At 70.0% G+C, this 11,533-nt stretch carries 11 protein-coding genes and 1 pseudogene; 6 read left to right on the plus strand and 6 right to left on the minus strand.

Annotated elements, in window-relative coordinates; genetic code table 11:
* The first annotated feature begins 227 nt into the window (after nt 1-227).
* The 4 genes from EOT10_RS34175 (at nt 228) to EOT10_RS34190 (ending at nt 6,384) form a co-directional block, all read left to right on the plus strand.
* Nucleotides 228-1,808, plus strand: coding sequence for a phytoene desaturase family protein (locus EOT10_RS34175; protein WP_127832256.1), 1,581 nt, complete (start codon nt 228-230; stop codon nt 1,806-1,808).
* A 154-nt stretch (nt 1,809-1,962) separates the two neighbouring features.
* Nucleotides 1,963-3,621 carry an APC family permease gene (locus EOT10_RS34180; RefSeq protein WP_127832257.1) on the plus strand — a complete coding sequence of 553 codons (1,659 nt, stop codon included), beginning with the start codon at nt 1,963-1,965 and terminating at the stop codon, nt 3,619-3,621.
* Nucleotides 3,622-3,825: 204 nt separating this feature from the next.
* Entirely contained in the window at nt 3,826-5,184 is a 1,359-nt protein-coding gene (gene gdhA, locus EOT10_RS34185; RefSeq protein WP_189492401.1) for an NADP-specific glutamate dehydrogenase, read from the plus strand.
* 174 nt (nt 5,185-5,358) lie between these two features.
* A complete protein-coding gene (locus tag EOT10_RS34190) occupies nt 5,359-6,384 on the plus strand; it encodes a hypothetical protein (RefSeq protein WP_223281360.1) in 1,026 nt (341 codons plus the stop codon).
* A 34-nt stretch (nt 6,385-6,418) separates the two neighbouring features.
* Here EOT10_RS34190 and EOT10_RS34195 read toward each other — a convergent pair whose 3' ends face one another.
* A complete protein-coding gene (locus EOT10_RS34195; protein ID WP_223281361.1) occupies nt 6,419-6,835 on the minus strand; it encodes a nuclear transport factor 2 family protein in 417 nt (138 codons plus the stop codon).
* Between the two features lie 103 nt (nt 6,836-6,938).
* Between EOT10_RS34195 and EOT10_RS34200 the strand changes: the two genes are divergently transcribed.
* Nucleotides 6,939-7,508: a TetR/AcrR family transcriptional regulator gene (locus EOT10_RS34200; protein WP_127832259.1), complete on the plus strand. Its 570-nt coding sequence runs from the start codon at nt 6,939-6,941 to the stop codon at nt 7,506-7,508.
* 48 nt (nt 7,509-7,556) lie between these two features.
* Here the strand turns inward: EOT10_RS34200 and EOT10_RS34205 are convergent, their stop codons facing one another.
* The 5 genes from EOT10_RS34205 to EOT10_RS34225 all read right to left on the minus strand — a co-directional run bounded on the left by EOT10_RS34205 (nt 7,557) and on the right by EOT10_RS34225 (nt 10,645).
* Entirely contained in the window at nt 7,557-7,886 is a 330-nt protein-coding gene (locus EOT10_RS34205; protein ID WP_189492404.1) for a nuclear transport factor 2 family protein, read from the minus strand.
* Between the two features lie 110 nt (nt 7,887-7,996).
* Nucleotides 7,997-8,572 (minus strand): NADPH-dependent FMN reductase, encoded by a 576-nt coding sequence (locus EOT10_RS34210; protein WP_127832261.1) that lies wholly within the window; start codon nt 8,570-8,572, stop codon nt 7,997-7,999.
* Between the two features lie 62 nt (nt 8,573-8,634).
* Nucleotides 8,635-9,102 carry a nuclear transport factor 2 family protein gene (locus tag EOT10_RS34215; protein WP_189492407.1) on the minus strand — a complete coding sequence of 156 codons (468 nt, stop codon included), beginning with the start codon at nt 9,100-9,102 and terminating at the stop codon, nt 8,635-8,637.
* A gap of 225 nt (nt 9,103-9,327) precedes the next feature.
* Complete coding sequence (locus EOT10_RS34220) at nt 9,328-9,954, minus strand: TetR/AcrR family transcriptional regulator (protein ID WP_223281362.1); 627 nt, start codon at nt 9,952-9,954, stop codon at nt 9,328-9,330.
* 88 nt (nt 9,955-10,042) lie between these two features.
* Nucleotides 10,043-10,645, minus strand: coding sequence for a GOLPH3/VPS74 family protein (locus EOT10_RS34225; protein ID WP_127832262.1), 603 nt, complete (start codon nt 10,643-10,645; stop codon nt 10,043-10,045).
* A 625-nt stretch (nt 10,646-11,270) separates the two neighbouring features.
* Between EOT10_RS34225 and EOT10_RS34230 the strand changes: the two are divergent.
* Nucleotides 11,271-11,533: pseudogene (locus tag EOT10_RS34230) on the plus strand (hypothetical protein); the annotation flags it as partial.

Below are 11,533 nucleotides of genomic sequence, written 5' to 3' on the forward strand. Positions count from 1 at the left end.
CCCGGATCGGTGCTGGTACGCATGTATGCGGTCCTGTGCCCCGTCATCCCCGAACCGCACTGGCAGACCGGGCTGTAGTTCTGCTCGTTTCCTGGCGAAACCTTCCCCGACGGTGCCTGCCGGCAGGATGATTTTCCCGCCTGTCCACGTCCGCACCGGGAAGCGTTTGCCGGGGAACGAGTGCCCCCGCAGCCCATGTCGCCGTACTCCACCCTCTGGAGACCCCAGTGCACTCCCTTTCCCCCTCTTCCCCCGCGCGCTCCTCCTACGACGCCGTGATCGTCGGTGCCGGGCACAACGGTCTGGTGGCCGCCGCGTATCTGGCGCGCGCGGGCCGCAGCGTCCTCGTCCTGGAACGCCAGGACCACACCGGAGGCGCCGCGGTCTCGGCCCAGGCCTTCAGCGGCCTGGACGCGCGCCTGTCCCGCTACTCGTACCTGGTCAGCCTTCTCCCGAACAAGATCGTCGATGACCTCGGGCTGCGGTTCCGGACACGGCAGCGCCGCATCGCCTCGTACACGCCCACCGTCGTGGACGGCCGGCCGAGCGGGCTCCTGGTCGAGGACGACGAGAGCCGAACCCGTGAGTCCTTCCGTCAACTCACCGGATCCGACCGGGACTTCGAGGCCTGGCAGCAGTTCTACGGGATGACCGGGCGCATGGCGCAACGGGTCTTCCCCACCCTGACCGGGCCGCTGCCCAGCCGCACCGAACTGGAACGCCTCGTCGACGACAAAGAGGCATGGGAGGCGCTGTTCGAGCGCCCGCTGGGCGAGACGATCGAGGCAAGGTTCTCGAACGACCTGGTGCGGGGTGTCGTCCTGACCGACGCCCTGATCGGCACCTTCACGCACGCCCATGACGAGTCGCTGCTACAGAACCGCTGCTTCCTCTACCACGTGATCGGCAACGGCACGGGGGACTGGAACGTCCCGGTGGGCGGGATGGGCGCCCTCACCGGCGCGCTCACGGACGCGGCACGTGCGGCGGGCGCCGAGATCCTCGTCAGCCACGACGTCGTGGGCATCGACACCGACGGCGCCGACGCGGAGGTGCGGTACCGGTCGGGCGAGAGCGAGGGGAGGGTGGCCGCGGGTACGGTCCTGGGCAACGTGGCGCCCACCACGCTCGCCCGCCTGCTCGGCGAGGAGGCGGATCCGGCTCAACCCGCCCCCGAGGGCGCGCAGTTGAAGGTGAACATGCTGCTGCGCCGCCTGCCGCGCCTGCGCGACCGGAACGTGGACCCCCGGGACGCCTTCGCCGGCACCTTCCACATCGCCGAGTCGTACAGCCAGCTCGAAAGCGCCTACCGCGAGGCCGCGGCGGGCCGGATCCCGAGCCTGCCGCCGTCCGAGATCTACTGCCACTCGCTCACCGATCCGTCGATCCTCGGACCGGAACTGGTGGACCGCGGCTACCACACCCTCACGCTGTTCGGACTGCACATGCCGGCCCGGCTGTTCGCCGGCGACGCGGACAGGGCGCGCGAGGAGGCCCTGCGCGCCACGGTGGCCTCGCTGGACGCCTGCCTCGACGAGCCGATCGCGGACTGCCTGGCCGTCGACGCCGACGGCCGCCCCTGCATCGAGGCGAAGACCCCGCAGGACCTCGAGGCGTCCCTGGGGCTGCCGTCCGGCCACATCTTCCACCGCGACCTGTCCTTCCCGTACGGCGAAGAGGCGAGCGGACGCTGGGGCGTCGAGACCGCGCACCCGAACGTCCTGCTGTGCGGGGCGGGGGCCACGCGCGGCGGCGGAGTCAGCGGCATCCCCGGCCACAACGCCGCGATGGCACTTCTCGAACGCTGAGCCACGACACGAGCGGCACGGGCGCGACACGCACCTAGCCCGTGCCGCCACTCGGCATGCCTTGCCTTCGCCTTGTCTCCGCCTCTCCGCCTCTTCGCGGCACTCGGCGCATTCCGCGTACCCCCGTACCCCGCCCTACTCCTAGCGAGGTTTCATGTCCCTGGTCGACAACAGAGAGACCGTGTCCCGGGCGCCCGGCGGCTCACTCAGACGCAGCGTCGGTCCGGTCGCCCTGCTCTGGGCGTCCGTGGGGTCGATCATCGGTTCCGGCTGGCTGTACGGCGCGAAGAACGCCGTGGTGCTGGCCGGTCCCGCAGCCGTGATCGCCTGGGGTATCGGCACGGTGGCCATCGTGCTGCTCGCCCTGGTCCACGCGGAGCTCGGGGGAATGTTCCCGGTGGCGGGCGGCGTGGCACGCTACCCGCACTACACCTTCGGCGGCCTGGCGGGCATCTCCTTCGGCTGGTTCACCTGGCTCGCGTCGGCGACCACGGCTCCCATCGAGGTCGAGGCCGTCATCGGTTACGCGGGCCACTGGCAGTGGGCTCAGGGGCTCCTTCGCGACGACGAGACGCTGACGGCGAGCGGCCTGGTCGTAGCGGTCGTTCTCATGGCCGTGTTCGTCGCCGTGAACTTCCTCGGCATCCGCCTGCTCGCGCACACCAACAGCACGGCCACCTGGTGGAAGGTCGCCGTTCCGCTGCTGACGATCCTCGTCCTGGCGGCCACGCACTTCGACGCCGGAAACTTCACGTCGCACGGCTTCGCCCCGTTCGGGGCCAAGGGCGTCCTCGAAGCGATCAGCACCAGCGGCATCATCTTCGCGCTCCTCGGCTTCGAACAGGCCATCCAGCTCGCCGGCGAGAGCCGCAACCCCCGTCGGGACATCCCGCGCGCGACGATCGGATCCGTGGCCATCGGCGCGGTCATCTACCTGCTGCTCCAGGTCGTCTTCATCGGCGCTCTGCCGGGTTCGTCCTTCGCCGGCGGCTGGGCGCATCTGGACTTCCCAGGGATCAGCGGACCGCTGGCCGGCCTCGCCACTCTCCTCGGCCTCGGCTGGCTGGCCTGGGTCCTCTACTTCGACGCCATCGTCTCCCCGGGCGGCACCGGTCTCATCTACACCACCGCCACGTCCCGCATCTCCTACGGGCTGAGCAAGAACGGTTGCGCGCCCAAGCTGTTCGAGAAGACCGACCGCCGAGGCGTGCCGTGGTTCGGTCTGCTGATCACCTTCCTCACCGGCGTGATCTGTTTCCTGCCCTTCCCGAGCTGGCAGCAGCTGGTCAGCTTCATCACCTCCGCCAGCATCCTGATGTACGCGGGCACTCCGCTCGCCTACGGGGTCCTGCGCGACCGGCTGCCCGACCACGTCCGCCCCTACCGCCTCCCCGCGGGCGGTGTCCTCGCGCCTCTGTCCTTCGCGGTCGCCAACCTGATCATCTACTGGGCCGGCTGGGACACGCTGTGGCGCCTCGGCCTGGCCATCGTCCTCGGGTACCTGCTCATGGGCGGCTACGTGGCGTACACCCACATCACCCGGCGCCCGGACGCCTCCCGGCTGAACTGGAAGGCGGCGCAGTGGCTGCCCGCCTACCTGCTCGGTATGGGAGTGCTCTCCTGGCAGGGAGGCTTCGGTGACGGAGCGCGGAACCACATTCCGATGGGGTGGGACGTCGTGGCCGTCACCGCACTCTCGCTCGCGATCTACCACTGGGCGCGCAGGACCGGTCTCCCCGCCGCCGCCATCGAGCGCAACATCCAGGACGTGACGGTCACCGACGAGGGCGCTCACTACGAGGGCGCTCACTAGTACCGCGGCGGCAGAACGGCCGGCCGCCGAGGGTCTCACATCGTGAGCAGTCAGGGCCTCGCACTCTGGTCACAGGTTTACATGCGCGTAACACTTAGCGTGTCCCGTGTGCGGCAACGGCGCCGTAGCACCCACCAGTGGACCGGACCCGAGCGAGCCGCACCCGTCGCGGATCCGGTGACAGCCGCGCCAGAAAGGCCTTCTGTGACGACTCGATCCGAGACGCAGTCCCTCCTCGACGACCTTCTCAGGGAGATCGAACACCGCAACCCCGCGCAGCCCGAGTTCCACCAGGCCGCCCACGAGGTCCTGGAGACCCTCGCGCCGGTGCTCGCGGCCCGCCCCGAGTACGCGCGGGCGGGACTTGTGGAGCGCCTGTGCGAGCCCGAGCGGCAGGTCATCTTCCGGGTGCCGTGGCAGGACGACCAGGGCCGCGTGCGCGTCAACCGCGGTTTCCGCGTGGAGTTCAACAGCGCGCTCGGCCCGTACAAGGGCGGCCTGCGCTTCCATCCCTCGGTGAACCTGGGCGTCATCAAGTTCCTGGGCTTCGAGCAGATCTTCAAGAACGCGCTGACCGGCCTCGGCATCGGCGGCGGCAAGGGCGGCAGCGACTTCGACCCGCACGGGCGCAGCGACGCCGAGGTCATGCGGTTCTGCCAGTCCTTCATGACCGAGCTGTACCGGCACATCGGTGAGCACACCGACGTGCCCGCCGGCGACATCGGCGTCGGCGGCCGCGAGATCGGCTACCTGTTCGGCCAGTACCGCCGCATCACCAACCGCTGGGAGGCCGGCGTCCTCACCGGCAAGGGCAGCGGCTGGGGCGGCTCGCTCATCCGCCCCGAGGCGACCGGCTACGGCAACGTGCTGTTCGCGGGCGCCATGCTGCGCGAGCGCGGCGAGGACCTGGAGGGACAGACGGCCGTCGTATCCGGCTCCGGCAACGTCGCGATCTACACCATCGAGAAGCTGACCGCCCTCGGCGCCAACGCCGTGACCTGCTCGGACTCGTCGGGCTACGTCGTCGACGAGAAGGGAATCGACCTGGAACTGCTCAAGCAGATCAAGGAGGTCGAGCGCGGCCGCGTCGACGCGTACGCGGAGCGCCGCGGCGGCTCGGCGCGCTTCGTGCCGGGCGGCCGTGTCTGGGAGGTGCCGGCCGACATCGCGCTGCCGTCCGCCACCCAGAACGAGCTCGACGAGAAGGACGCCGCGGCCCTGATCCGCAACGGCGTGAAGGCCGTCTCCGAGGGCGCCAACATGCCGACGACCCCCGAGGCCGTCCACCTGTTCCAGCGGGCGGGCGTCGCCTTCGGCCCCGGCAAGGCGGCCAACGCGGGCGGCGTCGCGGTCAGCGCCCTTGAGATGGCGCAGAACCACGCTCGCACCTCCTGGACCGCCGAGCGGGTCGAGGACGAGCTCGCGCGGATCATGACCGACATCCACGACACCTGCCACGAGACCGCCGAACGCTACGGTGCCCCCGGCGACTACGTGACCGGCGCGAACATCGCCGGTTTCGAGCGCGTGGCCGACGCGATGCTGGCCCAGGGCGTCATCTGACACATCTGACCCATCTGGCCTTCATGTGACCGGGCCCTCCCTCGCGCAGGCCGCGAGGGAGGGCCCGTGTCGCGCGTACGGTGAGCGGCAAGGCGGCATCCTGGCGGGTCGGCAGGTCGGCGGCTTGCGGCGCGTACAGCTGAACAACGGCGTTTCAGGCGGATACTTCCCGCTATGAGTCAGACCTCCGCGTTCTCGCTTCCCCCGATGGGTCGTCGGGCCGTTCTGTCGGGCGTGGCCGGCGCGCTGCTCGGCGCGGCGGGCTGCTCCAGCTCCGCCCCTCGGTCCGCGCACCCATCCGGCACCACGAGCCCGGCCGCCCGCCCCACCCAGGGAGCCGCGGGCACCCCGTCCCCGACACCGTCCGCCACCCTGCCCCGCACCACGCCGTGGCGCCCGACCTCCGCCGAGGTCGACCCGGCGGCGAAGCTGCGCGCCGTCGAACTGGTGGAGGCGATCGGCGCCTGGTCGCGCGGCCAGGGCGGGGCGGCGGCCGCCAGGTCCAGGGTGACGGCGCTCGGCCTGCCCGCCGCCCTGGTCGACGAGGCGGGACCGCTGCGGCCATCTGCGCAGGAGGCGGCACTGCAGGTGATCGACGCCCAGTACGGCGGCATCCTGTCCAGTTCGGCGAGCGTGCTGGTGGTGTGCCGTCAATGGACCCTGAACAGCGGCAAGTTGACCGCGGGCGGCACGACGGTCGACGTACGGCTCGTCCGGTCCGCGCACGGCTGGACGGTCACGGCCCTGCACCCCGCCGCCCCGGGACCGGGTGCCGCGTCACTGGCGTCGGACATTCGGGCGGCACTGGCCGACTCCCGCATCGTGCTGCCGCCCGCGGCCGAGGCGGACCTGCGGAGCGGCAACGTCCACACCAGTGTGGCGAAGGCGATGCTCACGCTGGCCGGGACGTACCGGCTGGGAGTGAGCGTGGTCCGCTCGGGCCACCCCCTCGACGTCTTCGGGACCAACCGCCCCAGCGACCATCCCCGGGGCCGGGCGTTCGACGTATGGCAGATCGACGGCCGGCCGGTCGTCGACCCGGCGACACCACGCACCCTCATCGAGCGCTTCATGCGGGACGCGGCGGCGGCCGGTTCCTACAACGTCGGCGGCCCGGTCCGACTCCAGGGCGGAGCGGTGGGCCAGTTCTTCAGCGACGCGACGCACCACGACCACGTACACGTCGGCTTCCGTACCTGAGCCGAGGAGCAGTTGATGTCTGGTCGCCCTCTGATCACCCTCTGGCGTCGGCGACTGCCGCGCTGTCCATGTAGTCGCGGGCCCGCGTGATCAGGCCGTCGCGGACGTGGAGGATCAGAAGTCCGGGGACGGTGAAGTCGGTTCGCTTGGCCGGCAGCGTTCCCACGACGACATGTTCAGCGACGATCACTCCCGGATCGGCGGTCTCGTAGGCCGAGACCTGCCTGACCTCCACCACCTGTACGGGGCTTGCGCCCCACGCCGCCCGGTATCCCGCGCGCACCGCCTCGCGCCCCTCGTAGAGGGGAGGGAAACCGGGCGAGGTGAACGGGAACTCGTGCATCCCGTCCACGGCATAGAGGTCGGCGAGAGCGTCCGGGGACTTGTCGAGCATGGCCTGGTAGTAGCGGTTCAGCACCTCGCGAGGGGTGCGAACGGAAGGTGTATCCACGTGGGGCACTGAGGCATCCATTCGCTCAACACTTGTTGACTCACCTGTCTCGCCTACCGTAGGGCCCGGCCGGAGGTTCGGTCAACGGCTGTAGAGTGAACCGGTGTCCACTCCTCGCCAGTCCCGCGCCGACCGCCGCCGAGCGACCGAGGCGCGCATCCTCGACAGCGCCCGGGAGTTGTTCGCCGAGAAGGGGTTCGACCGCACCACGATCCGCGCCGTGGCGACCGCGGCGAGCGTCGATCCGGCCCTGGTCATGCAGTACTTCGGCTCGAAGCGCGAGCTTTTCTCACGGGCCGTACAGGCGTTCTCCGTGCTGCCGGAAACCCCTGACTCCGACGCGCTCGTCGAGCAGCTGCTCGCCACGCTCGACTTCAAGCTCGGCGGCCTCCCCGAGGGCGCGGTGGCGATGCTGCGCTCCATGCTCACCGACCCGGCGGCAGCCGAGTACGTTCGCGACGCCCTCGACCGGCAGATCGACGGCGTCAGCGCCGCCTTGTCGCCCGCGACGGAGTACCCGGAGCTGCGGGCCGCACTGTTCGTCACCACCTTGCTGGGGGTCACGATCGGCCACCAGTTCCTCGGCCTGACCGCGCTCCACGGCGCCCCGCCCGACCGCATCGCCGCCCTGCTGCGCCCGGCGTTCAAGGCCCTGGCGGAACCTTCGGGCTGAGAGCCACGACAGGCGCCTCTTCTTCCCGATTCCCGAGGCTTGTGCTCCTCAGGACGGCTGGTGGATCTCCGTGATGATCGTGTAGAGCTCGATGATGACGCCGTGCCTGGTTCGGGCGATGTCCATGCCGCTGACCATCGGTGGTCGACCGTCGGGCGGGCCGTACTGGAAACCGAGATGGCCGATGTCGTCGAGCCCCGACGCGGGGCCTGCGGGGCGGTACACCCAGTCCGGGTTCTCGGCACGCAACTCTGCGGCGCGGCGCGCGAGTTCAGTGCGCCCATGGTTGACGCGGTCCGGCTCGTGCCACACCACGTCTTCGCCGTAGTGCTCGGCGATGACCGTGTCCCGACGACCCGGGTCGGGTTCGTCGAACACCTCGAGCAGGTTGACCGCATCAGATCAGCGGGGGATCTGGTCATGGTCAGTCCGTTCGTGTGCCGGTCGGTCGCTGCGGCGGGGTCCACCGGTCCGCGCGGGCGACGGGGTCAGGCCGTGGCGACCGGCGCTGTCCGTAGTGGGGCGAGGGCGGAGGCCCAGGCGATGACCTGGTCGAGCATGGCGTTCAGCGATCGGAGGTGGTGGTCGCCGGGCTGGAAGTCCTTGAAGTCCTTGAAGTCGGTGAAGAGGGAGAGCGTGACCTGCTGGCGTACGTCGGCCATCTGGAGCTCGGCGGCGACCAGCCGCAGTTGTTCGGCGGAGCGTATGCCGCCCGCGCCGCCGTAGGAGACCAGGCCGAGGGCCTTGTTGTTCCACTCGGCGTAGACGAAGTCCAGGGCGTTCTTCAGTACGCCGGGGATGCCGTGGTTGTACTCGGGGGTGACGATGACGAAGCCGTCGTACGCGGCGATGGTCTCCGCCCAGCGCCGGGTGTGCTCGTTCTGGTACTGGCCGAGGGAGGGCGGCATCGGCTCGTCGAGGTGGGGGAGGGGATGGTCGCGCAGATCGAGCAGCTCGAAGCGGGCGTCGGTCCGCCGCGAGGCGTGGTCGAGGACCCAGCGTGCCACCTGGTCTCCGACGCGGTTGGGGCGGGTGCTGCCGAGGATGATGCCGATGGTGGGCATGGTTGGCCTGCCTGTTCGTGGTGCCGTTCGGCTGCGGGCGGGGGGTGCCCGGAGCGGTTCGGTCAGCTCGGCACGGCGGCCGGCGCCGTGACGGCGGAGGCGAAATCGGGCTGTACGCCGAGCTGGGCGAGCATGACGCTGAGGCCGACGTAGCAGTTGAACGTCTTGATCTTGCCGTTCTCGACGTACCAGAAGTCGGCCGTGGGGATGTCGAGTGCGGCGCCGGTCGGCCGGACGGTGCCGGCGGGCGTCTCGAACGCCCCGGTGAAGGTGCCCTGGATCGTCAGCTCGACGGAAACGACGTTACCCGTGACGTGGAACCGGTGCAGCTCGCGGTGCACGTCGGGGGCGAGCGCTCCCATGAAGACGACCTGGTCGCCAAGGTGCTCACCACGGTAGGTCTCGCCGGCGACGACGTTGTTGAAGACGCCGTCCTCGGCGAACAGGTCCACGAAGCCTTGCACGTCCAGGACGCTGCCCTCGGCCGCTCGGTATGCCGCCCTGACCACGGTCTCCGCGTCGGTGCTCATGGTGTCCTCCTGCGCGAGAGAATCCATTCAAACCATTGATTTAATTGTGTGGAGAGGTCGGCCACCTTGTCAAGCAAACGATTGAATTCATCGGCGCGGGCGTACGGGGGTGCGCGGGCGTACAGGCGCGTGGGTTCGTAAACAGGCGGACGGCCGACTGGGTGAGGCCCACCCGGTGATATGCGGCGCTATGTACGGCGCAATCTGCAGCGCTATCTACAGCGCTTACCGGGCGGCTCCCCGGAACGCCCCGGCCACCACGGGGATGAGCATCCGCGCCACCTGCTCGGCGGGCTCGGTGGCCAGCTCGGCCCCGATGGGCGCCAGTGCGAGCCAGTTCAGCATTCCGGCCGCACAGCGGACACGGAACACGAGCTCCTGCTCGTCGGCCTCGGGAACGTTCGCCGCCAGTACGCGCACTGCCTGCTGCCGGGCCTGCTCGAACTTCCCGGTCAGCCTTTCCCATCCTTCGGGCGGATCGATCCCCACCCTGGCCACGGTCCGCATCACGGCCAGTTCCTGCCCCCCGGCCGCGAGCGCGCTCACCATCGGCCGCGCGAACGCCTCGGCCAACTCGCTCAGGGTCGCGCTTTCCGTCAGGGCGTCGACTTCCCGGATCTGTGCGTCCAGGTATCGCTCCAGGGCGTGCTCGATCGCCACGTCGCACAGAGCCTTCAGTGATCCGAAGTGGTAACTCACCGCGGCGACGTTGGCTCCGGCTTTCTGGGTGATCTCGCGGAGGGTCACCCCTTCCTGTCCCCGTTGTGAGAGCAGCTCGAGAGCAGCCGACAACAGAACATCGCGCGTTCGCTGACCGGCCTCGCGGCGAAGGTCTGTCTTCTCTGGCCTCACGATAGAACTCAAGCGACTGCTTGACTTCCTTGTCAAGCGATCACGGTCAAGCGATCACGAGAGTCAGGGCCCGGCCCCCGCTCCGGCACTAGCCTCGCCAGATGTTGTCGAACGCCGCGTCTTCGATGGTGCGACGCTGCCGTACGGCTTCCAGTTCCATCTCCGCGTTGCCGACCGCCGCCAGGACCGCCGTCACGTCGTCCGGCACGTTCGAGCTGTCGACAGCTGACTCGTCATGGATTCCGACGGCGGCGGCCAGGGCGGCCAGAACGGGTTCGTGCCACGCCCAGCGGTCGGCGGCGCGACGGCGGTCGGGCGAATCGGCGGACACCCGTACGCCGCCCGCCCGGAAGGGCCTCCTGGAACGCTTCGGCTGCGTGGGCTCCGCCTCCGCCTCCAATGCGGCGACATAGGCCGAGGTCAGGTCGCGGCCTCGACGCCACAGCCAGTCGTCGACCGACTCGTACGGCTCCTTTCGGACCAGCGACGAGGCGGCGGCCTGCAGCAGAGGGTCATCCGGTGCGGGGGAGGGGCCCGGCACGACGCGATCGCCGTCCAGCGCGATGGTCCGGGCGCTGAGCAGGTCGATCAGCTCGGCGCCCGCGAGAGCGAGCGACAGGTCGCCCTGCCTCACCTGGCCATTGGACTCGAAATCCCAGGCGACGATCAACAGGTCACGCGGCGTGCTCATGAGCGGCTCCCTCCGGAGGCGTGTGCTGGCGGCTGGTCAACACGATCGCAGCCTGGTCACCGCGGTGCACCAGGGCAGGTCTGGCCGCATGACTCGGGCTGAGGCGCGTCGCCCCTCCAGCTGGAGATCAGGGACCAGGACACGTCCGGGGCGTTCGGTACGGAGTCGGGCCGGTAGACGGGGGCGGTGCGCTGTGCGTCCTGTGCGTGTCGTACGGCCTCGGTCGAGGTCACGGGGGTGACGAGGCCGGCCTGGTGCCGGCTCGCGACGCGGGCAAGGGCGTGGCCTGAGGCCGCCAGGGGCACCAGCCGCTGTTGCGGTGGAACCACGGCGTGGGGAGCGTAGCCCAGGACCTCGGCGGGCTGAGGGGCGACGAGGCCCGATGGCCGAGGTCCTGAGGTGACGTCAGGACCAGGCTGCGAGGTGAGGCGGACATGGGGACACCGGCGTCCGCCGGCTCGCTGCGGGAGCCGACGCCCGAACAGGCTCGACTCGCCGTCCTCGAAACCGAGATCGAGATGCATCGCCCCGCCTTGTGTGGTGGCCTGGAAAAAAGACTGATTCCACCACAGCGATGCCGGACGACAGCACGCCGCCGCCCGGACGCGCTCGGAGGTGTGCTGTCGTGCACACGAATCACAGTCCTGCGGTAACAAGCCGATCCGGCGGAAACCTCGATCTGTTCGTCGTCGGCGACGACGGCATCGTGTACACCACCTGGTGGTACGCGGGGATCGACTGGGCGGCCGTCACCGGGAACTGGCGCCCCATCGGCGGGTTCTTCCCCGCCGGAGCCCCGGTGACGGCGATCGCCAAGTCGCCCAGCAGCATCGACCTGTTCCTGACCGGGAACGACGGTGTCGTCTACACCTCCTGGTGGTACGAGGG

This window comes from Streptomyces antnestii (assembly GCF_004005495.1).
Taxonomy (GTDB): Bacteria; Actinomycetota; Actinomycetes; order Streptomycetales; family Streptomycetaceae; genus Streptomyces; species Streptomyces antnestii.